This window comes from Paenibacillus sp. R-74696 (genome assembly GCF_055814915.1).
The window spans coordinates 282,276-305,324 of the sequence record NZ_JBPULM010000017.1 but is presented as its reverse complement, the minus strand read 5'-3'; the positions used below and the strand labels follow the sequence as shown (position 1 = coordinate 305,324).

The 23,049-nt window shown below is 40.3% G+C and carries 21 protein-coding genes and 2 pseudogenes; 7 read left to right on the top strand and 16 right to left on the bottom strand.

Features of this window, described 5'->3' with window-relative positions:
- The first annotated feature begins 8 nt into the window (after nt 1–8).
- From ACSR9A_RS03880 to ACSR9A_RS03860, 5 genes are all read left to right on the top strand, one after another.
- On the top strand, nt 9–203 hold the full coding sequence (locus ACSR9A_RS03880) for an MbtH family protein (protein WP_473755746.1): 195 nt from the start codon (nt 9–11) through the stop codon (nt 201–203).
- A 425-nt stretch (nt 204–628) separates the two neighbouring features.
- A complete protein-coding gene (locus ACSR9A_RS03875; protein WP_473755744.1) occupies nt 629–1,762 on the top strand; it encodes a serine hydrolase domain-containing protein in 1,134 nt (377 codons plus the stop codon).
- Nucleotides 1,763–2,379: 617 nt separating this feature from the next.
- On the top strand, nt 2,380–2,925 hold the full coding sequence (locus tag ACSR9A_RS03870; protein WP_473755742.1) for a hypothetical protein: 546 nt from the start codon (nt 2,380–2,382) through the stop codon (nt 2,923–2,925).
- A gap of 518 nt (nt 2,926–3,443) precedes the next feature.
- Nucleotides 3,444–4,160, top strand: a complete 717-nt coding sequence (locus ACSR9A_RS03865; RefSeq protein ID WP_473755740.1) for a WGR domain-containing protein — start codon at nt 3,444–3,446, stop codon at nt 4,158–4,160.
- Between the two features lie 377 nt (nt 4,161–4,537).
- Nucleotides 4,538–5,389: a CPBP family glutamic-type intramembrane protease gene (locus ACSR9A_RS03860; RefSeq protein WP_473755738.1), complete on the top strand. Its 852-nt coding sequence runs from the start codon at nt 4,538–4,540 to the stop codon at nt 5,387–5,389.
- Nucleotides 5,390–5,513: 124 nt separating this feature from the next.
- Here the strand turns inward: ACSR9A_RS03860 and ACSR9A_RS03855 are convergent.
- From ACSR9A_RS03855 to ACSR9A_RS03805, 11 genes and pseudogenes are all read right to left on the bottom strand, one after another.
- Nucleotides 5,514–5,621, bottom strand: a pseudogene (locus ACSR9A_RS03855) (alkaline phosphatase); the annotation flags it as partial.
- 774 nt (nt 5,622–6,395) lie between these two features.
- Complete coding sequence (locus ACSR9A_RS03850; RefSeq protein WP_473755736.1) at nt 6,396–6,791, bottom strand: FAD-dependent oxidoreductase; 396 nt, start codon at nt 6,789–6,791, stop codon at nt 6,396–6,398.
- 95 nt (nt 6,792–6,886) lie between these two features.
- Nucleotides 6,887–7,738 (bottom strand): aldo/keto reductase, encoded by an 852-nt coding sequence (locus ACSR9A_RS03845; RefSeq protein ID WP_473755734.1) that lies wholly within the window; start codon nt 7,736–7,738, stop codon nt 6,887–6,889.
- A gap of 381 nt (nt 7,739–8,119) precedes the next feature.
- Nucleotides 8,120–8,443 (bottom strand): cyclophilin-like fold protein, encoded by a 324-nt coding sequence (locus ACSR9A_RS03840; RefSeq protein WP_473755732.1) that lies wholly within the window; start codon nt 8,441–8,443, stop codon nt 8,120–8,122.
- An 85-nt stretch (nt 8,444–8,528) separates the two neighbouring features.
- Entirely contained in the window at nt 8,529–8,711 is a 183-nt protein-coding gene (gene dmpI / locus ACSR9A_RS03835; protein WP_473755731.1) for a 4-oxalocrotonate tautomerase DmpI, read from the bottom strand.
- Between the two features lie 144 nt (nt 8,712–8,855).
- Nucleotides 8,856–9,818, bottom strand: coding sequence for an aldo/keto reductase (locus ACSR9A_RS03830; RefSeq protein ID WP_473755729.1), 963 nt, complete (start codon nt 9,816–9,818; stop codon nt 8,856–8,858).
- 16 nt (nt 9,819–9,834) lie between these two features.
- Complete coding sequence (locus ACSR9A_RS03825; protein ID WP_473755727.1) at nt 9,835–10,365, bottom strand: NAD(P)H-dependent oxidoreductase; 531 nt, start codon at nt 10,363–10,365, stop codon at nt 9,835–9,837.
- Nucleotides 10,366–10,547: 182 nt separating this feature from the next.
- Nucleotides 10,548–10,757: a helix-turn-helix domain-containing protein gene (locus ACSR9A_RS03820; protein ID WP_473755725.1), complete on the bottom strand. Its 210-nt coding sequence runs from the start codon at nt 10,755–10,757 to the stop codon at nt 10,548–10,550.
- A gap of 270 nt (nt 10,758–11,027) precedes the next feature.
- Entirely contained in the window at nt 11,028–12,062 is a 1,035-nt protein-coding gene (locus tag ACSR9A_RS03815; RefSeq protein WP_473755723.1) for a zinc-binding dehydrogenase, read from the bottom strand.
- Nucleotides 12,063–12,305: 243 nt separating this feature from the next.
- Entirely contained in the window at nt 12,306–12,851 is a 546-nt protein-coding gene (locus tag ACSR9A_RS03810; protein WP_473755721.1) for an NAD(P)H-dependent oxidoreductase, read from the bottom strand.
- Nucleotides 12,852–12,946: 95 nt separating this feature from the next.
- On the bottom strand, nt 12,947–13,864 hold the full coding sequence (locus ACSR9A_RS03805; RefSeq protein ID WP_473755719.1) for a helix-turn-helix domain-containing protein: 918 nt from the start codon (nt 13,862–13,864) through the stop codon (nt 12,947–12,949).
- A gap of 513 nt (nt 13,865–14,377) precedes the next feature.
- Between ACSR9A_RS03805 and ACSR9A_RS03800 the strand changes: the two genes are divergently transcribed.
- Complete coding sequence (locus ACSR9A_RS03800) at nt 14,378–14,923, top strand: TetR/AcrR family transcriptional regulator (protein WP_473755717.1); 546 nt, start codon at nt 14,378–14,380, stop codon at nt 14,921–14,923.
- Nucleotides 14,924–15,656: 733 nt separating this feature from the next.
- Here ACSR9A_RS03800 and ACSR9A_RS03795 read toward each other — a convergent pair.
- The 4 genes and pseudogenes from ACSR9A_RS03795 to ACSR9A_RS03780 all read right to left on the bottom strand — a co-directional run.
- Nucleotides 15,657–16,127, bottom strand: coding sequence for a cyclophilin-like fold protein (locus tag ACSR9A_RS03795; RefSeq protein WP_473755715.1), 471 nt, complete (start codon nt 16,125–16,127; stop codon nt 15,657–15,659).
- A 16-nt stretch (nt 16,128–16,143) separates the two neighbouring features.
- The gene (locus tag ACSR9A_RS03790; protein ID WP_473755713.1) at nt 16,144–16,719 is read right to left on the bottom strand and encodes a cyclophilin-like fold protein; all 576 of its coding nucleotides are present in this window, start codon (nt 16,717–16,719) and stop codon (nt 16,144–16,146) included.
- 536 nt (nt 16,720–17,255) lie between these two features.
- Nucleotides 17,256–18,998: a Rieske (2Fe-2S) protein gene (locus ACSR9A_RS03785; RefSeq protein ID WP_473755711.1), complete on the bottom strand. Its 1,743-nt coding sequence runs from the start codon at nt 18,996–18,998 to the stop codon at nt 17,256–17,258.
- Nucleotides 18,999–19,533: 535 nt separating this feature from the next.
- A pseudogene (locus ACSR9A_RS03780) lies at nt 19,534–19,746 on the bottom strand (MFS transporter); the annotation flags it as partial.
- A gap of 659 nt (nt 19,747–20,405) precedes the next feature.
- Between ACSR9A_RS03780 and ACSR9A_RS03775 the strand changes: the two are divergent.
- The gene (locus ACSR9A_RS03775) at nt 20,406–20,747 is read left to right on the top strand and encodes an alpha/beta hydrolase (protein WP_473755709.1); all 342 of its coding nucleotides are present in this window, start codon (nt 20,406–20,408) and stop codon (nt 20,745–20,747) included.
- 742 nt (nt 20,748–21,489) lie between these two features.
- Here the strand turns inward: ACSR9A_RS03775 and ACSR9A_RS03770 are convergent.
- A complete protein-coding gene (locus tag ACSR9A_RS03770) occupies nt 21,490–22,791 on the bottom strand; it encodes a D-alanyl-D-alanine carboxypeptidase family protein (protein WP_473755707.1) in 1,302 nt (433 codons plus the stop codon).
- Nucleotides 22,792–23,049: the final 258 nt, after the last annotated feature.

The window sequence follows — 23,049 nt, the reverse complement described above, 5'->3', positions numbered from 1 at the left end:
TATTCTTGATGGAGAACGAAATGCTAGAGGTTAGCTACAAAGTAGTCGTCAATGCCGAGGAGCAATATGCGCTATGGCCATTGCACCTGCACAATCCAGCCGGCTGGAGCGATGCCGGCAAGAATGGCACGAAGGAAGATTGCCTGGCATATGTGAAGGAAGTGTGGAGCGACTTGACGCCGCTAAGCCTTCGTCAAGCATGAACTCTGTTCCAGGGATCCGTGCATTGCGCATGGGTCTACGTTCAGTCCAAGACGAGCTTGAGCGTATCGCACGCCTACTATTAAAGTAGTAGAAAAAAAGTAAAATGAAGTAAACCAAATTATACTAGTTTTCCAGGAATTGTTCGTAAACAAGGAGCATTATGCATTGTGCAGCCAGCCTGTTAATGAGCATGCTCGGATGTTCTATGTGATCTGGATGGGCAAAGGATTAGGGTTAACCATTTCGAATGGTTAACCCTTTTTAATGCAATTGTCGACTATGGATTTGGGTTGCCTATGGAATGTACGATTGATGGTGGTCATTACATGCAAATGGTCGTATATTAATAGTATGTGGATGATGAGAGACACCATGAACCACATTACGCAATGATAAACGATTCTACATAGAAAGAAGGGGAAAAATGGATTTTCAACCGCTTGTTTCATTTGTTGACCGTATCACTTCCTGGCGAGTTCCGTGGGCAGATGTACTGGTGATGAGTCAAAACGATATCGTTTTCCGTTACCGTAGCGGCTATGCTAACCTTGAGGAACAGACGCCTATCAGTGATAAAGCGATCTTCAATCTCTACTCCTTGACGAAGATAATGACCTGCGTCGCAGCGCTTCAACTGGTGGAGAAAGGCGATATGCTGCTAAGTGATCCGGTTTCCGACTATCTGCCGGAGTATGCCGAGATGACGGTGAGGAAAACTTTGCCGAACGGGGAAATTAGGCTTGAAAAAGCAACCAGTCTCATTACGGTACGCGACTTGTTTACGATGACTGCGGGGTTCTCCTATGATATTGGCTCTCCATCTTTTAAGGAGGCTGTGCATAGTACCAACGGAACATTACCAACACGTGCTTTCGCGAAAGCGCTTGCCAAGGAACCCCTTCTGTTTGAGCCAGGTACACATTGGAACTACAGCATGTGTCACGATTTACTCGGGGCATTGGTGGAGGTTGTCAGCGGAAGACGCTTTGGTACGTATTTGCGAGAAGAAATCACCGGACCACTTGGTATGAACGATACAGCGTTCGATTTGAACGATGAACAGCAGAGCCGACTGATTCCGCAGTATACGTACAATGACGAGCTTGAAAAAGCCGTACGTCTGGATGGAAACGGGTACCGGGTCGGGAGCGAATTGGAGAGTGGCGGCGCCGGATTGTTGTCCACAGTTAGTGATTATTCACTGTTCCTGAATGCACTGACTGGGTACGGCACCAGTCCGGAAGGCGTACGGATTCTGTCAAAAGCCTCGGTGGAACTGATGCGAACGGACCATCTGAACGAGCAGACCCGCGGCGATTATTCATGGGATCACATGAGTGGTTATGGGTATGGCCTTGGTGTTCGTACTCATGTCTCCAAGTCATTAAGCGGCTCGCTGAGCCCGCTCGGCGAATTCGGATGGAGCGGCGCCGCCGGGTGCATGGCTATCATTGACCCGGATTCCAAGCTTACCGTTATGTATGCGCAGCACCTTCTGAACAATCAGGAGCCTTACGTTCAGCGACGCTTGCGAAATGTCGTGTATTCCTGCTTGTAATGTGGAAGCTGAAGTCTTAGCGCGGCATATCGTTTGATTCGTATCGCGGGACAAGAGCTTGGTTCCGTTGCTTTCCAAAGAGTAGAAGAAGGACTGCTAAAGACTATACTATTGGAGCATAGACAATGCATTTCCTAGATAGTGTCACTTGTTGGGATGAAATAGTTAAAATTCGGGAATGCACTGCAATTGTCCGTACCAGGACGAACTTAACAAAGAAGCAATTCAATCCATGATTTCTTTTACACCTCAGAAAATTGCGATGTTCGTTATGAGCAACCGAGATGAAGAGAATATCCAGCTACAAAAGTCGATCGATCAATATGTAAAAAAATCGAATTTCAAACCCGTGGAACTTTAATTCAAGATCAACGGGTTTTTGATTGTGTGAATAATAAAGGAAAGGGAACATAAAAATTTTATGGCAACGTGTACAGTGAACTAAAATAGGTTGCATTAAAGGTCTTGATAAACAAGGCTTTTTTTGATTGCAACCTAATCGCTATTTATGAGCATACCGAATTACAAATGACAGTTGTTCTTTGGGTAAATTCCCCATTGATGTTATTAATCCACGTTTTGCTGGTGAGAACATAAAGATTAAAGGAGCCAACTAAATGATAAAACAATTACCAAGCACGAAATTTCCTAGTCTAGAGTACACACCCGGCGAAGCTATTTGGATAGATAACCTAATACCTGATAACAAGATCCCGGTTTATTTTAATGTGTCGGATAAAATTACACAAGATGAGAGCGCTATCGCTAGAGTTTCCTATGCACTTGATCACATGGATGAGTTGGTAAACAAGGCTCGGGCGCATTTAAGAGATATTATTCAAAATACAAAGGACCCTAGTTATAAGCTGCTTCATGATTTCTTTGCTTTTCATCTTTTAGAAATGGATGATGAAAGCTTAAAACTAATGTTTGGGATGGAGCAGCTTGAAACATTAAGTGAACTGGAGATGCTTGACCTACTTATGCTAAAAAGCTTGGGAAGCAGCCTGGGCGAAGGTTGGTTGGGAAGTAACTTTGAAAAAGAGCAGAAAAAACAAATTTTCATCATTGATTTTACTTTTGACCCAGAATATACGGATCAGTTGATTGCTGTCTATTTGGATGCGAACAATAACATACTGACTATTAGCCATGAAAGTTAAGAACAAGAATCTAAGAGAGTTTTTTCCAGGTCTAAGGAATAAATCTTTTTATATTTTGAGCGTAATGGAAGGAGGTTTAGCATTATGAAAAAATATTAAGTATGGATGAGTCCTTCAACTATGAAAAATATGAAGAAGATGTGCTGAAAAAATTGAAGAATGGTGAAATTAGATGGAAATATGGGAATTTCCCAACATTTTAACGGTTTTATACGTTTAGCAAAATCGTTGAGTTTAAATGTCCGCTAATAGAGTACTAGATGAGGCTTTGATCACGGGAATGGAGGAGTTATGTGGATACCGATAAGCTAGTGTTTCAGCTGCCATATTTAGTATCGCATAGGCATTTGCGATCTGTTACGTGAAGTTTCCTATGCTTACTAGAGCATACTTAAGAAGCAATTCACTGGATGACTCTACATTCAACAAAGCTCTGCAAAAAATAACATATTCTTACCGTGATACGGTTAGGCAAAGCTGTTTTGAGATCTGAAACATATTGTTTAGGGGGAGTTTGAGTGAAACAATCGTTCACCTTTCATGATGAAAAATCCAGTAAATTTTGGTGGATAGATTATAGTGACTGTGACTTTGTTGTGAATTATGGAAAGACAGGCGTAGTTGGAAAATATGAAATCAAAGAATTTGACTCTGAAGAAGAATGTATCAAACAAGCTGAAAAACTTATAAAACAAAAGTTAAAGAAAGGTTATAAGGCTGATAATAATTTTGATTTTATCAACCATTTATACTTTGATGATGAGGAAATAGGTCTTCATATTAAGACATCCCATCCTAATTTTGTTAAACATTTTAAAGACGATTTTTATTATGACTGCGGCGAGGAAGAGGCGCCTTTCGGCAGTGATGAAGGCTCGGATACATTGGCGGAATTAACTGAAAGTCTACGAAAGAAAAGTCAACTGAATTTTGCTGAGTTCCCTAAATTTATTATTGAAAAGGTATGGGGAATGAAATATGTTCCCGTGAACAGCTTGTTGGAAGATGAAGTGAAAAGAGTATTAGAGACTGACGAGATGAACATGCTCCAAAGTGATATGGTCACTTATGCTGTCGCTTTTGGTCAGATAAAAATAACTGGGGTCATTGATCCTGGGCTAAAACGTTGCGCCATTGATTCCTTGAAAAGAATTCAACAAACGGCAAAAATTTCGAACTGGGGAACGGATTCAGAAATAAGCAGTAAAATGATTGAAGATCTATGTTCATTTTGACAACATATGAAGATGAAGAAGTATAATTAAATAAGATTATAATAGGAAAACAAGCTGTCGTGGAAATTATCAATGTCAGCTTGTTTTTTTATGTGGCTGAATGATTTCAACAGATCGAACAGAAAAAGGAAAAGGACATAAACGAAATTACCGATTTCAAGTGGATTGTCAACATTAAATCAGACAACTTTTTTAAGGGATGCTTGGCGATACTGAACAGGCGTCATATACTCTAGTGATCCATATATCCGTCCCCAGTCTTATTCTAACTAGACTAAAGTCTCGATTAGTTGCTAGGCTCAGGTTTGTTTCGCGAATTCTCCCACACTGTTATACTCCTAATCGGTATACATATATACTTAAAGGAGTGGAATGAATTGAGTACATTTATGATAAAAGACAGAAAAAAGAACTCCGAAGACGGAAGCGCGATTCAATCATCAAGGAAAGGATTATTCGTTTTTTTCGCTATGCTGATTCCATTAACGGTTATCAGCTATGTTCTGGCGTTAAACGTATCACCAGTGTTTGGTCTGCTCCTCATGTGGGCACCTGGCCTATCCTCCATATTTGCCCGTATAGTACTGCATGAAGGTTTTTCGGATATTTCACTGCGGATCGGAGGAAAACGAACCTTAAAGGCCATCCCATTTGTGTTGCTATTACCAGTTGTCATTGGTTTGTGTGCTTACGGATTCGCCTGGGTTACGGGGTTGGTGGACTATGTGAAGTCAGGCGATGTCTTCATTATCAGCCTTGTACTATCTATTATCTACCAAATGTTCGTAGGCACAGCCATCGGCATGATCAGCAGCGCGGGAGAAGAGTTGGGATGGAGAGGATACATGCTCACCAGACTCATCAAAGCGAGAGTGCCTAAACCCATTTTAACAAGCGGTTTGATCTGGGGAGCTTGGCATATTCCTGCTATTCTGCTAGGGAACTATTATTCGGGACCGTCACTCGCCTTGTCCATTGTACTGTTCCTGATTACCATCAGTTCTTTTAACTTCATAATTAGTCACCTGCGATTGAGCACAGGCAGCATTTGGCCCGCAATTCTGCTTCACGCTTCCTGGAATGCCATCATTCAAGATGCATTTGACGAGTCAACAAAAGGAGAAAATGCCTTCCTATGGACGGGTGAGTCGGGTATATTGGTAGCTTTTGTGATGCTGATTGCCGCCTGGATCTTTTTCAGAAAATCTGACCATATGCAGCGCATATGATTCTCTCTGTGAACGGAAAAACCTTCTCTACTAGTGATAGAAGAGAAGGGTCGAACTCTAGAAATTGAATTATTTACGTTTCTTTAAAATATCAAAAATGATCTTTGCATTATCCGTGTTATCGATTAAACCGGAGAATCGATGACTTTCCGGATGCAGCAGGTGTAGCATGAGTAATTTCCGAGGTGGCAACCAGCCCGGTCGATTTACCGATTTCTTTGGCCTGCTCCAAATTACCTTTGTTGAAGGTTATCATCCATTTGTTAATAAAAACCAAGCCAATTGTATTCGTAAGGTAAAATCAACACAAAAGCGATGTACTATACAATTTTCAAATCACAATGAGACATCAGAAGGAGTATAAGTTATTTTTAAATACGAATGTTTTTTTACACTTATATAGTTCGTAATTGATGTGAAAAATCCGTTGTTTTATTGAAAATTCACATTACATGTCCGATTAGAGATATTCCTAAATGAATGAGCACATGCATTTATAACCTCATTAAGTACTTTGATTTCGTAACAGTTAGTGGAAATAACGGCTTTGAGGAGGGCGAAAAATTCCGTCCAGGGAGAAGAACATTGTATCATTGCTGATTTGATATTCACCTATATAGAGATAAGGTAACATGGATCGATAAACCCACGTCAGTATGCGGTTTTTCTAATACTATTACACAAAACCCGTATTTTATACATATGTATATATATATTGATTATATCCCTTGTCACCACTAGATTTTAATTTAGTTTTAGTGGCGGCGAAGCTGCGGCTCGTGTGGCTGGATCCTCTTCCGGGAGCCGCTTCGGTGCAATCGGCACGCCGGCGATGGCGGCGCTCCTGGTTCTTCTTGGCATGTTAAACTTTGGGGCATAGTGGCTGGGACGATACTCCTCAGGTATATCTTTCTCATTTACAATAGCGACCCATATCAAATATCCAGCAAAATTTGCATCAGGTTTATGAGGGGCTACATGGCGCCGTACGATACTTCTATAGCCATCAGCACCAACCCAGTATATCTCCATATATTGTCTCCCTCTTATCCGTAACAGCCCATGCAGAGTAATTATCTTGATTAACCGTTTGAACTCGAGTATCGTAATGTAACGTGATTTTAGGATCGGCTTTAGCTTCTGCACGTAATCTATGCTGAATTGATGACCATGCCTCAATTGACCTCATTCCACCAGAAGCAATTTCCCTTAAGAATTTCGCCGTTTTTGTTCGATCAATTTCACCACTATCCACTTGGAGAACTGCCCCACTTCGTGTCTTGGCACTAGCCCTCTCTAAAATTGTAACTTTTATTCCTGCTCTTGAAAGAGCAATTCCTGTCATTAGTCCTGAAAGTGACGCACCGATTATAATTGCAGAGCCGTTATTGTCTTCTGGCATAATGTTCTCCTTATTTTCTATGTTGCTCTATTCTGGGTAAAATAACAAAAAACCAAAGTTCCTAATCAGAACTTGTTTTTTTGTTACTTGGAATACTAAATATCAAATTTAACATTACCAATCCATCTTACAAAGCTAGGGTCTCTGTGAGAAAAGAACACACTGTCCTTCGTATCTAAAGTGGAAATTTTATCCATATCTTCTTGAATCAATTCGAAGTCAAAAATATTAAAGTTTTCAATGATTCTCTCTTTATTAATCGACTTTGGAATCACAACGACATCCCGTTGTGTCAACCAACGTAGAATCACCTGGGCAACGGATTTATTATACTTCTCAGCTATGGATACCAATACTTCATTTTGGAACATATTGTTTTTTCCTTCAGCAAATGGACCCCAAGACATGATCTGAACGTTGTTTTCTTTCATGAGCTCATGACTCTCTAGTTGTTGACAGAAAGGATGGGTTTCTATTTGGTTTACTGCTGGAACGATTTCGTTATGATCTATTAGATCCACCAGGCGGTCCGGATAGAAATTGCTCACCCCAATTGCCTTAATCTTCCCTTCACGATACAATTCTTCCATAGCACGCCAAGAACCGTATACATCCCCATAAGGTTGATGGATTAAATACAAATCAATATAGTCCACTTGAAGTCTATCCAGTGCTTTTGCAAAAGCTTTCTTAGCATTCTCATAACCCGCATCCTGAATCCAGAGTTTTGTGGTAATAAAAATTTCTTCTCTGGAAACGCCACTTCGTTTGATTGCTTTCCCTACTGCTTCTTCATTCATATAAGCTGCTGCCGTATCTATCAAGCGGTAGCCTGCCATAAGGGCTTCATAGACAGCCTGTTCACATTGGTTAGGATCTTCGATTTGATAAACCCCAAAACCGAGAATAGGCATTTCTACACCATTATTTAACTCTACTTTTTTCATATATGATTCCTCCTATTTTAAGTAAATAACATTTTCTGTGGATACAAGCTTAGGTATTCTCATAGTAGTATGCTGGCGTATGTCAAAATAACAGATGTGTACCCTACATTTTATCCACATCCATAGATTAATATCTACATGTGTATTATTATATTAAATGGAAATGTTCGCAATAACCAGATACACACCTTTTGTGTATTAAGTAACAGAAATCATAATATTGTGGATTAAATATCAAAAGTTAGTGATTAAAGCGTGACCCAAATCGAAAGACAATTTATCTTCATTACAAGGATAAATACGACTTATTGGATACACTTATCGAAGAACACATGGTACTCTTCTTATTCCGACATACTTCCAACCTAATAGAAAATTAATTCAGTTCATTTTTTGGATAGTAACCATAAAATCATCCTGCATAGTTTGAAGTTTTTTGGAAAACTCTCCGATATCGGATTCGATCTTCCCTAATTTCACCAGACCACTTGAGTAACTCAAGTCTGTATAATACATATTCACATCTTTCCAAGGAGTACCGTAATTACCCAAGTCATAGCCAGTGCTAGTCCCACGAAATAACCCTAGCTCGTTAAGGGTATCCGCTCTACTTGTATTATCTGATCCAATTGCCATTTGTCCGTATGTACCCGCCACCAGGAAAAATACAAACATAAAAGCGATAAGATAGCCATTAATTGGCATTATTATCGCTTCTTTACCGTCTGTAACGGTCGCTTGACAATTATTTAACCAAGCAAGTGCGATTCCTCAATAATTACCCAGAAAATTAACGGTCAGCTAAAAGCTGTCCACCAAAACCAATATTTTCTGGATCATTTTCCTTTACCAAAACGATAAAAGCTGACTCAGGTACATTCATGATGGTTGAAGCTGATGATGTAAGCTCGGTCACCAGTAACTTTTTTTGCTCTTTATTTAATTTGCCTGCTTCAATTGTAATGACTGGCATGAAAATTCCTCCTTTAGGTGAATAACGAGTTATAAATGGCCTCTACAGAAAATAGTGTGGTCAACGTACGGCAAGTGTCGCAACTTTAAGTTCGATGCATAAGTAAAAGTTTGTAAATGTTAACAGCAACACGATTTTTTTGTGCTAATGCATCGGTTTTTCCCACGCGCCTTTGACCTCAACGCCGGTCTTTTTTGCTGCCGCTTCAAGATCGCGGATTTCTTGCTCGGTCAGACTGATTTCTGCTGCTTTTGTAGCATCCTCAATATGGGAAGTTTTCGTAACGCCGATAATCGGCACGGTTCCTTTCGCCATGGCCCAAGCTGTTGCAATTTGTGCAGTGGATGCATTGTGTTTACTTCCGATTTTTCTCATAGCTAGAATTAAGCCTTCTAGCTTGGTGAGCGTGTCAGAATCAAATGCTTCGCCTCTACGGGTACCGCTTGGTAAAGGATGTTGCGCACTGTATTTGTCAGTCAATGCCCCTTGTTCCAATACCATATATGAAAAGAACACAATATTTTGCTCTTTGCAATAATCTATAATTCCTGCTTCTTCTGATGAACGGTACAGCAGACTGTAATGGTTTTGTACTGCTGAAATTTCCAGTCCTTCTTCCGCTAGGATACTGGCTGCCAATTTGATTTCTTCCAGATTATGATTAGAGACACCGGCATATTTTACTTTTCCGCTTTTCATCAGAGGGATCAGTTTTGACGTCCATCTTTTCACATCTGCCGGATTGTGGATCCAATAAATGTCTGAATGCTCAACACCAAGCCGTTTTAAGCTTCCGTCCAAAAGTTCCTCAACCGTGTTGTCATTATTACCAGCCATTTGAGGTGTGAATTTCGCTGAGATCAGTATATCATTGCGGCCTTTAGTGAAGCTTCCCAAAATAGTTTCTGAGGCGCCCATTCCATATACAGCTGCTGTATCCCATAGATTGAATCCGGCATCCATCGCGGCTTCAAATACCGGTTTCAGATCCGCTGCTGAAAGATGATTTCCGAAAATGGCATCTCCGCCGGCTGAACCGGTACCCCAAGACCAAGTACCAAGAGCGATTGAAGGAATCATCTCATTTTTCATTTTCACCAATTTCATTATCGTTCACGCCTTTCTATTCTGCGGCTGGTTTCAGTGCATGAGCCAAATAGTCTTTCACAGTTTGTTCAATTTGTTCATCGGTTAACTGCATGACTCCAAAGGCTGCGTAAGGTGTCAAATAACGTGTACCAATCATGTTGCTTGTTGCATGGAACGGCCGAAGCAGTTCTGTAAGAGTGAAGCTGAACGCACCTTCAGCCGTATAGGAGTCTTCTGAAGCACCTACGCTAACGGCAAGCAGGAGTTCTTTGCCATGCAGTTTGTTACCTGTGCTTCCATATGCCCATCCGTAAGTGAGTACAGTATCCTGCCATTTTTTCAGCAATGATGGTGAGCTGTACCAATAAATAGGGAATTGCAGAATGACCCGATCATGCTGCTCCATCAGCTTCTGCTCGGCATCAACATCGATTTCCTCATTAGGGTAAGCTTCATAAACGCGGTGAACCGTTACATCAGGCTGTTTCTCCATTTCTTCAGCCCAGTGGCGGTTGAGACGGGAAGCAGACAGATTAGGGTGGAATACAAGCACCAGAGTTTTCATATAATATCTCTCCTTATTTCTTTTAGTGGGTCAAGCTGTACTGCATGAATTAAGAATATCAAGAAAGACCCATTGTTTCTTTGCTGACAGGCCCATTTCATTTGTTCATTTAGCCCAAATATTTTGATATATAACGTTTTACGGAAACAACCGCGAAACGTTATACGACCGAAGCGTGTTTTTTAGGTTTTTTTTAGTTTGTACTTACCCTGTTCTTCACACTGTTGTCTATATTCCGACGAAGACTGTCCAAACCGAAGCTTGATCACTTTGGAGAAATGAGCGATGTTCTCGAACCCCACGAAGTAACAAATATCAGGGACGGAAATCGTCGTTTCTAATAAAAGGTTCTCGGCTTTATCAAACCTCCGGTTGCCCTCTGGGCTTAACACCAGGGGTATCACTATTTCTCAGAAATTAAGGTAGCATAATTTAATGCAAAGTAATAGGTAACCCTGGATTACCAAAGCTTCAGTAAGTTGCATCTTATAACCCATAGTCACAGCAAATGCTCGGTATTATTTATAATGACATACTCGGGACAAGAACTTGTACCGATAAAATAAAAAAGCCGCTAAAATAGCGACTCTAATGGGACTATGTTCTTGTCCCCCGACACTTTAGGAATATGCTCTACCCTAAATGCCGGATTAAAAACATTATTAAGGTCTGACCAAAACTTTAAGTGCTTCACGCTTGTCCATTGCACGGTAACCTTCCGGTACGCGGTCCAGATCAACGGTTACATCGAAAACACGGCCAGGTTCATCAGTTCCGTTCAAGATGTCCGGCAGCAAGATGTCCATGTAGGCACGTGTCGGAGCAGGTCCTCCCGTAAGGGTGATGTTGCGTCCGAATAAGCTTGTGAAGCCTACCGGTGCTTCATCATATTGAGGAACCCCAACGCGGCTAATTACACCGCCCGACCGCACTGCTCCAATACTCATCTCGTAAGCCGGCATCAAGCCTACACATTCAAGCACGACATGGACTCCTTCGCCATTCGTCAACTTTCGAACCTTCTCAACGCCTTCTTCTCCCCGCTCAGGAATTACGTGGGTGGCTCCAAAAGCAATTCCCAGATTCGTCCGTTCTTGATGGCGGCCCATTAAAATGATGGTCTTGGCTCCAAGCTTCTTTGCGGACAGAACGGCCAACAGACCAACAGCTCCATCTCCAATAACCGCTACCGTTGTGTTCTCATCTACGCCACCCATCTTCGCTGCATGGTAGCCTGTGCCGTAAACGTCAGACAAGGTCAGCAAAGACGGGAGCAGCGGAGAATTTTCATCAACTTCGTCTGGCAATTTGAACATGCTTCCCTGGGCTTGAGGCACACGGACATATTCCGCCTGACAGCCGTTCATAAAGCTTCCGTGCACACAAGAAGTCATTAATCCTTCTTTACAGAAGGGGCAGGTGTTGTCTCCAACTGCAAAAGGTACAATGACTAGGTCACCTTTCTTAAATCCAGAGATCTCCGATCCCATCGCCTCAATCCGGCCAATGACTTCATGGCCCATCGCATCCCCCTCGCCGTGCGCATGGGGATGCATACTGTGATACGGATGCAGGTCACTTCCACAGATACAGGCTACCACCACTTTCAAAAGGGCATCCGTCGATTTTTGCAGTTGCGGAATAGGAACTTCCTCGACGCGAACGTCACCTGCAGCATACATGATATTGGCTTTCATCTTATTCTCCACCTTAATGTTAAATTTTGTTCGCTTAACAATCTGCATAAAAACTCTTTCTGAAATCCAATATTTCCGATCCCATTTTCCATGATCAAAACGATACATATGGACTCTGGGACATTAGAAGCCGAAGCGGTAAGCTCAGGGATAGAAAATTCTTAATTTTGTTGCTTCAATTGAAATGACTGCCGCCTTATTCTGCTTTCTGATGTAAAGCCAACTAACCTCTACTCTGGCCGATTAACGAGCAGTCAGAGTAGCTATTTCAGGGTTGAGCGCGTAAGCCAAGTAGTCTTTAGCCGCTTGCTCAATTTGTTCATCGGATAATTGCATAACCCCGCTAATTGTAAACGGCACTAAATAGTTGGTGCCGATCATGTTGCTCGTTGCCTGGAATGGCCGCAGTAATTCTGTAAGGGTGTAACCGAAGGCACCATCAAGTGCATAGGATTCCTCAGAAGCCCCTACACTAACAGCCAGCAGAAATTCCTTGCCATGTAACTTGTTGCCTGTGCTTCCGTATGCCCAACCGTAGGTAAGAACCGTATCTTCCCATTTCTTCAGTAAGGATGGTGAGCTATACCAATAAAATGGGAATTGCAGAATGATACGATCATGTTGCTCCATTAGTTTTTGCTCGGCAGCAACATCAATTTCCTCGGTAGGATATGCTTCATAAACACGATGAACCTTAACGCCTGCCTGCTTCTCCATTTCATCCGCCCAGCGACTGTTAAGACGGGACTCAGAAAGATTAGGATGGAATACAAGTACCAGTGTTTTCATTTGAGATCTCTCCTTGTTTCTATTTAAATGTGTTATTGTTTTATTGCTTGATATAAGATTATCAAGTTTTAATATTCATTTCTTTGCTGACAAGCTCATTTCATTTGTTTATTTAGGTCATTTCCCCGTTTCACTCGATTTCTGAACACCGATGGCGCAAGCCCATAACGTTCTTTAAATACTTTAGAGAAGTGAGCCATGTTCTCAAATCCGACGGAGTAACAAATATCTGTGACGGTAAGCTGCGTATCCAAGAGCAGATTCTCTGCTCGATCCAGCCTCCGGTTGCGGATCCATTTCAACGGGGAAGTATGATATATAGCCTGAAACTCTCTCTTGAACGTCGACAAACTTCGGCCGGACAAATAAGCCAGATCCTGGAGCGACACGGGATTAGCGAAATTATCCTCCATAATTTTTTCAATGCCATGGTTATCGCGGACGCCAGTTTGCATTAGCTGGTACAAAAAACGCTCATTCGAACTCGTTAGGTGAAACAGCAATTCCATTAATTTCACCTTAACTAATCCCTCGCTGATCTCGCCGGTTGTGACGAAATAAGGCTGCAACGATTCAAAATAAGTTCTGGTAAGCTCGTTGACCGGAAGAATTGATACCGGAACAACATCGTTCACGGGATAAATCGATTTCATCCCTGCGAATTGAACAAATTCCTCTAACAATTTTTCTTTGATAAAAAACATCATGTAATCAAGCGTATATTCGCTACCGGAATCCCCAGATTTCTCATACTCAATTGCAATCGATTTGTGAAGAAACACCATTTCGTTGCTCCGCACGGTATACTCCTGATCTCTGAAACGGACCTTATACATACCCGATTTCACAAACAGCAGAAGATGATCCTTCAGAAAATACGTTCCTTGTCGCCCTTGGGTATGCAGACAGAACATGATTGCGGATAACCCATCCAGTTGTAAGTTTCCAGATTTTTCTGGTAAATTAACCAGATCTTGAGGAGCTTTTATTGGTTTTTCGATATTTTTCAACATAAGCAATATCGCCTCTTTACTCTACTAATTCAATTGCTATAATATATTCCCGATTACCCAAGTGCTTCTTTTGATCCAACCCGCAAGCACTTTGATTAATTTTGACTTATTTACTATCAATGACACCTGTGTAATCAATGCCCGGTGTTTTTTCGTGGTTTCAGCCTGGGCAAGGGTTACAGAGCCTGAGGGTAACAATTTGTACCACTTCCCGAGTACCCACCATCCAGTGTATGGCAGTCTTTGCATAAGGACTGACCTCTGAGGCATTGGCATAACCATCAAAGTGGTATACACAGAGAGATCATAACCCTTCGCTGGTTTCATGTATACATACTCCCTGTTCTTTTGAATCTCTCCTCTGCTACTGCGCGATATTGATCGTTTAGACGACATGTGTATAATAATATATAGAATCGAGTGGTTTACAATCGTAAAATAATCTCTATCTGTCGATTATTTTACATAATCCTTTGAATTGACTATTAACTAAGAGAGCTTGGTGAAATAAACGTGCCTAAAATAGATAGAAGAATACTCAAATCACAGCACGCAATAAAAAAGGCCCTCATTGAATTGATGTCAGAAAAGAATTTTGATTCTATTACTATCCAGGATATTTCCAACAGGGCAGATGTTCACCGGGCAACCATCTACCTACATTACACTGATAAATATGATCTGCTGGATAAACTGATTGAAGAACATATTACCAACATGAAGGACATCAACCAATATGCATGTGAAATGGAGTGGAATGAAGCGAATCTGGTCTATTTCGAATACTTTGAGCGTAATTATTTATTCTTTTCAACAATGTTAGCAAGTAAAGGAACTCCTCTTTTTCGTGCCCGGTTCCTTGAGTTTCTTATTGAAGAATATAAAGGTGAAGTAAATATGAACGAAGAAAGAAACCAGGAATTGGATAAAGTGATTATGGGCTCCTTTATGGGAACAGCTTTCGTAGGAATAGTGGAATGGTGGATAACGAACGGAATGCCGTATCCACCTCAAGTCATGGCGAACCAAGTTGGAGTATTACTTGAGAGGGTGGTATAAAAGGTAAATCAAATGAAAAAAAAGCTACTGAATTACAACTTCAGGCTGTCTAGGCTTTTTGGACAGCCTGATCCCTGTTTAATAGAAATATTTTAACCATACCTATTCAATATTTTCATTATATTTCTCATCAACTCCAGGTTCTAACCATTCCGCTCTGCCCACATATACGATGCCATCTCCATAAAATACTGCAAGTGTATGCACGAAGTCAGAGTAATATGTGCCACCTGCATTTGGTTCTGAGGTTATAGGAATCGAAGCTTATTAATGATGTCTTCATTGTCAATTTTACTGGTAACATATCTTAGTATATCTCTAAGGAAATCATATTCTGCTTCTTTCAAAATAAGGACCTCTTGAACACCCTATATTAATTCTAATGGTCAGTAACATGAAAACGGGGTTTTGCCTTTATCCAGCAAAGCTATCTTTATCATATCGTTTGCAGATAGGATAAAATCAAAAACATTTATGTTTTCAATCATTTCTCCTCTATAGGCTTGCTCCAATTTGATATAACTGCTGTCACTTCTCCCTTCGTATGCATCGCAGGAGAAAAATCTGCAGTGCCTCTAGGAATCACAATTAATTTTGACAAGCATATTAAGTATAATTTCATATGTATCGTTAGTGTAATGAGCCTCAATATAAAATGAAAAGAGTACCCCTTTGCACCTGACAAATGGGTACTCTCCATATTACTACATACTTCGCAACTAATATAATTAATTCAGTTCATCTTTTTAATGGTAACCATAAAATCATCCTTCATAGTTTGAAGTTTATTAGTAAACTCTTCCAGGTTAGATTCGATCTTTCCTAATTTAACTAGTCCACTCGAATAACTCCAATCTGTATAATACATGTTCACATCTTTCCACGGAGCGTAATAACCGATATCACCTGGCTCCGGAATACTTCCTGCTGGCGCATCTTCTATACTCAGTCCTTGTTCCAAAATGCTCAATTTCTCAAAACCGCCATACTCCTCAAATTTGAGCGTCAGCGGGAGCCTTGATAAAAAATCTTGGTTAGTATTCGATTCACTGGTTGTTTCATTAAGCGTACTATCTTGATTAGTAGCCGTATTTCCGGACACTTCATTATTATTTCTTTCAGAGCTTGACTCCTCTTTATAGCCACAAGCAGAAAGGGAGAAAGCCATCAATAATACGAAAAGTAGTGATAACATTTTTCTCATCTTGTTGTTAATCCTCCTAATTCACCTTTTGAATGGTAACCGTGAAATCATTCTGCATAGTTTGAAGCTTATTGGCAAACTCTTCGAGATCGGATTCGATCTTCCCTAACTTCACCAGATCACTTGAGTAACTCCAGTCTGTATAATACATATTCACATCATTCCAAGGCGCATAGTACCCCAAACCCCCAACTTTCGGTTCTTCTCCTGGCGGTGCATTTTCAGTGGATAAAGCTTCTTCCAAAATGCTAAGTTTTTCGAATCCACCAAACTCCTTAAAATTGAGCTTTAACGGAAGTCTTGTTAAAAAGTCCCGACTTGTCGGATTGTCATACATTTTCACAATGAATTCTTCATTGTCGAATGTTAATTTAATCCTCACATCAGTCAACTCATTATTTGTCTGTCCGCTATTCGTTCCAAGTGAGTTTTGAAATGTTCTAGCAACTTCAAAATCAACCGCACCTTCTACTACTAATTGGGCTAATAAAGTGCCATCACTACCATTCACTTTGGCAGTTAGAGCATCATAAGAAACGTTTACCATGTCACTGCGAAGGAAATTATCTCGGTTTAAAATTGTTGAGAGCAAACCAAGTCATATCCAAGTCCGGGTGCCGAGGGTTATTCCGTCTTAACGGAACGGTGAGATGTGAAAGTCATTCGTTTCAGTAATCTTGTCAAGTTCTTGATTCGTCCATGTCTTCATGATACATTTCCTCCTTAAATGCATTACTTCTTTTATCACAGCATAGTAGTCTCAGAAATGATAATTCAAAAAACACGATTCAAAACACTAATTGTATAACCAACTAATGTTTATTATTTTATATAGAAACATAATACATGCAATGATCAATTCCTCACAATTTGTTGATTAATCAACAAACCACCAAATAAGTACCGTATATTTTAGAAAGAGACCGTATTACAAGTAAATGAACGGGGCGCGAAAGGAAGTCGAATGCGGTGAGCGTATGTTAGTGTGGGGTGTATCGATTGTTAATATTACAAAGAGCAGCTTAGCCCTGCTGCCCCTTGTTTTGTTTCGTTTTGATTGATTAACTAGATTAGGTGCCTTTCCTCAAATCAGTTAATGAAAAGGTTTTAAATCCATTGGGAAATGAATTATTCCTCTTCAAACAACCTTTCTCCACGATACAGACGGGAAGCGATTCGCGCTGTATGCGATAGTTCTCTAGCCGTTGGAGCATGTGCCGCTAAATAACGGGTTACTGCTAGAAGCATCGTTTCTTGTGCTCTCACTGCGAATGAATCGGTTCTTAAATCCCAATTATCGTATTCGGCAATAGCTGCTTCATACATTTGAAAGGTATGGAAATCAGCATCTTCTCTCAATAATGCATGACCCAATTGATTAATAAGTTGCTGGGGACTCCCTTGATTATTAAGGAATCCAATAACCCAACGGGCAGCTTCGTTGACATTTTGACGTTTATCCATAACATCTAAAAGCTTCTCTGGTTGAATGGTATCGACCAGTTTAGTATTCTTTGGTCGAGAAGCAGCAGGCACATTAAGAAAACGGTCTAAATAAATACTCATTGCTCCATGATATATACCACGAATCAGTAAAGGATTTGTGGAATGACGTAGCCTTTCGTGTACAGCGTGAGCGTAAGTAAATGTATGAAGTACCGAAATCCAATCCCGAAAGTCATTTTGTGTATGGAAACGTACAATTCGTTCTCCAGCTGCTAAAGTTAAGAGCTGAGCTACATGAACAGGCTGCCCTCCACTCACCATTATGCGGGTCAATAGCTGTATTGTTTCAAGTGGCTTATCACCTAAAAGCTGTTCAATGATCTCATCTTCCTCACTCTCAGTTAATTGTCGAATTTTCACTGATGGATTTTGTGATAAACTATCAAACGCTTCTTGTAAGGGTGTTACAAGATCAATGGGAGCCTGCCACTGGTGCAACTCCTCACTGCGACTTGCATTTCCAAGCATAGTGACCAGCGAAGTAAGCACCTTGCTCTTCTGATCATTTTCCACATATTGAAGTGCTTCGAATGCTTTATTATGAAAATCAAATGTATGACCACCATCGAGGTAAAAATGATCTGTCACAGCCATCAGCATCATTTCTGCCAGTTGTTCATCGGATACCGCTTTGTTGATTGCAGTTAGTAGAATACGCTCAGCTCCCTGCGTATCTCTAACCTCAATGCAATTCCGGTACCATTCAATTAATCTTGCTATTGATGCATCATTGGAAGGCAATGTGCTTAACATATGCCGTTGTCCTCTACCTGAACTGTTTCGCGCTGTATGCACCAACCCATGATATAGAGCTAAAATTTTTCCTTCTTTATCAAGATTTGGAATCATACGTGTCATGGCAGTAAGAATTGTTAAACCTGAATTCCAACCGCTTCCAAATGCCGTACCAAAATCTATACCAACCCGTGCAATATCCGCTTCCGGAACGTCGGCTTCTACTAACCCCACAACTGCTTTCGCAATTACAATTGCAATATTTTGCTCCAGTCCTTCCTTCAACCTCATCTTATACTTTTCTATATCATTCGACTGTTTTGACTGCTGATTTACCCATACCTCACCATCTTCAACCTTTACTTCATAAACAGGCACATCGTCTGCCCAAGGATCTAAAGTTCCACCACTACAAACATCAAAACGAGCATGGTGCCAATGACAAGTTAGGATACCTTCACACAAGCTGCCCATGTGTAGAGGAAACCCCAAATGCGGACAGCGATTATCTACTGCATAGACACTATTCTCATGATAAAAAACAGCGATACCCCCTTTAAGAACCTTAACACCCTCTCGTTTAAGCGCTTCCAAATCACCTGCATGAATCCATTTAGTTTGTTTGTTCATTATAGATTTACCTCCCTATACATTAATATCTCCTGTCTAAATCGTTATCCTTTGTACTATCTATGTTTAATGATGCTCGAATTGCCTTTTTTCTTACTGAACTGTTCTCCTTGAAATTTGGTCCTGCCCCTATTCCTACTCTCATCTTACATTGATCCCTATTTGATTTCGTCATCAAATAGTCCAAATTAATGGAATTAAAACTCAGCCTTTTGGATGAGTTTCTACAATAACAACCTGCAGTGAGTGCTTGCTTAGCCCAGCGACCAATAAGGATGGAGCAGATCTCCTTCCTTTGCTTCTTATATTTTATTCTTCACTTCGCATTTATCTTCATAAAGATTCTTTTCAAATTGTTCATATAGATGTTTTGAATAACTTAGAATTCGTGGAGAATCCATTAAATTACTTACTACAATATATAAACCAGTCAAAATACATACTGACATAACGGTTTAAACAATTAAAGACATACATCTTTCTCCTCCCTTTATCAACTTTTATAGTAAAAAGAAATTACACTCCCCTGTTATTAGCGGTTTATCCCCGAAAATAATAACGGCATAGTTGGACCTGATATAGCAACAACAAGGGCAAAAAGACTCACCAGTAACCCTGCTTTGGATACACTGACATCAAAGTGATCAGCAATATAGGGTAATATCCCTATAACACCCATTTCAGTATTTATAATGCCAAAAGCCCCTGTGGTCAAAATAAATATAAGTAGATTTTTACGCTTATACATCAGATAAATCCCCTCCTTTATGAAAAATATCTTCCTCCATTTGGGTGAGGATCCACCTTATCTTTTCCATTAAATCAACTTTCATTTGTAATCTCCGATAGTTACCTCCCTTTATAGATGAGTTTAAAGAATTTTGTTTAAATGAAAGGTTCTATGCTTGTGCGAAATCATTTTATAAATGTGATTCTATAAAGCTTATCTCCATTTTTTTGGGGTCTCCCACGCCCATCTGAATTGTAATATGATAGTCATCTTTTCTTTCAATTTTCATCACCATTCCTTTGATTTTCTTTAGATCGTTACAGAGATAAAACATATTTGGATATGGATAAGCAAATTAAATTGTTTAATCAACTCATGTCCATTATTATAAATTATGACATGGATAATCAATGGTTAATAAAGCTTGAACCGATGAATTATCAACAAATAATTCAAAAGTGGCTATTATCTAAGAAAGACAGGTGAATATCGCGATGACAAAAGTGAATCGAAGAATTCTTAAAAACACAAGAATCCTTGAAAAATGCTGTTATCAAACTGATGTCTGAAAAAAATTTGATGAGATCACTATTCAAGATATTGAAGAAGCTGCTGAACAGCGTTGGACCGAATTTGAGGGTGGACAGAAGAAATACGGCTTAGGAACAGCCGTACAATTGAAACCCTCCCAAGAAGCGGCAGCAAAAGAGTTTGGTGAGTATTACGGTACACCTAGGGGACAACACCCACGCTCAGCAGCAATGAGTCTTACAAGCATTCCGGCAGTCATGAACTTTTTCCCATTAGAGAAAGTTGAAACGATTTCTCCGCGTCCTCTTCTGTTTATTGCTGGTGAAAATGCCCACTCGAGATACTATAGTGAAGATGCTTACAAACTGGCGGGCGAAAAAAAGGAACTATATATTGTTCCCGGCGCAGACCATGTGGATCTGTACGATCAAATGGAATACATTCCATTTGACAAGCACAAGTCTTTCTTCAGCGAAAATTTAAAGTAAGCCTTACATTACTAAAAAGACACCGTCTAAGCTGCGACCGTTTTCCGGTATCAACCGGTGAACGGTCGTTTTGTGTTTTTCCTGAAATTTAAAATCTAAATAATAGTTACTGAACCTGTTACAAATATTTGAGTATTGTAGCCCAACCATGTACTTGAATTGAAACGAACGGAATTAAACAAAATAATGATGAATATCGGAGGAGAGATAAACACGTCTAAACCAGTTTTTAGCATTTCAGTCATTCAAGAAAGACCCACCACTTCCCTTAGATAATCATCTAATCGGCAACCAGTACAAGTTCTTGTCCTTGGCTCGGAACACGAACTTGTACCGATAAAATAAAAAAGCCGCTAAAATAGCGACTTCAATGGGAATATGTTCTTGTCCTTCGACAATTCTGAAAAAAGCTTTTTACTGCAAAAAATTTCATCACAAAAAATAGAACAACCGGTGGAAAATCAGGAGTGGTTACCTGTTTTCCATCGGTTGTAAGAGACAACTTATGAAAGAAGCGAGTTTAAACCCCTCTTCAAACTTGGCAGCTTCTTTCCTGCTCGAAAATGGTTTCAATCATGGAGTGACTTAGCAAGACTTCTTATATTCAACTGATCAAGTATCGGGATCAGTCTCCACTCGAAATCGTTCTGCTGTATATTTCTTTTTTGTTTATCATTCCGTTCAAGTTAAAAGACCTTATTCGTTCTCCAATTCATAATCTTTCAAAGCATCTTGACACTTGCTAATCAGCACTAAAGAAACCACCAATTGACCGAAGAAGTAACATAAACCAGTTTTCTTTCTCTACTGTTCGCTCAGTGATTAAATCAACCGTTCTTAATTGTACGACGCTTTGCCCTTTGACTACGTAAGTAAATGTCGCCGTTCCAGCTTTTGTACCAGCTACCACCGGGGCAGCGAGCCCACCTGGAACTAAATTGACTGTAGCAATAGGTTGTGTAGATACATCTGATTTCGGGAGAATAAAATAAACATCATCTTTTGTTACTATCTGAACATTTTTTTCTTTCCCGCCCTTGACAGGAGATGTTTCCATTCCAGTGACTAAACTCCCAGCAGGAATGACTTGATTCATTGTAAAGTGATTGAATCCATAGTCTAATACCTTTGCCGTCTCTTCGAAACGGCTCCCCATCGATGGAGTCCCCATGACAACACTGATTAAACGCATACCATTGCGCTCTGCAGTTCCGGTAAAGCAATAGCCTGCGCTTTCAGTATATCCTGTCTTGAGCCCATCCAAGCCCTCATAAGCATAACTCGGAATAGCTTTGTTAGTCTCTAGCATCCGGTTTGAATTAAGAATTGGATCTTTATCAGACTTACGCATCTTGTAAAAAGGAATGGCTGTGACATCAGCATAATCTGGTTCATCTTGAATAAGGTTTTTTGCCAATGTGGCCGCGTCTTTTGCTGACATCAGCGTTTCTCCCATTTCATCAGGACGAAAGCCTTCTGGCATGTCGGCGCGGCTCAGTCCGGTAGCATTGATAAAATGGGTTTTAGTCAGTTCCATGCGTTTGGCTTCCTCATTCATAAGTGTTACAAAGTTCTGTTCTGTGCCCGATACATGCTCAGAAAGAGCAATCGCAGCATCATTCGCGGATCCCACTGCCATTGCGGTGTACAGTTCTTTTACCGTATACTGATCTCCTTCTGAAAGAAATGCACGGCTACCTATGCTTTTAGATGCATGATCGCTGACTGTAACGATGTCATCCCAGGATAGCTCTCCTGTTCTAACTTTTTTTGCAACAATGTACTCTGTCATCATTTTGACCATACTTGCCGGCGTTAAGCCCTGATCGGCATTGATGGACAATAGAATATCTCCTGTAGTTTGTTCAATGAGAATGGCGGATTTAACATTAAGTTGCAATGATTCCACAGTCGGTATGTCAGACATCCCCGATGAGTTAAGTGTTCCTTGGTTCGTGGCTGAAACGGAGAGCGGTAACACATATATTGCCAGTATACAAACGACGATTACTGTTATTAATGGTTTGAATATTCTAAAAATCAATGTTCTCTATCCTCATCTCTGATCATTGGACGTTCCAAATCGATGTGTCCCATTAAGCTTTCTTTATGTTCTCCATCAACCAAAAGTTCAATAGAGCTCACCTCACCAAATTATAGAACTGAATGATTTAATGTCAACCTTAATTTTTTCTAGTCTTAAGAAATTCTTGAATGACCGTTGGAAAACGTTGGAGGGATAACCCATTATGAAAGTATACCATTCGAGATTTTTTGGGAAAAGCAATCTTTATGTAAAAAT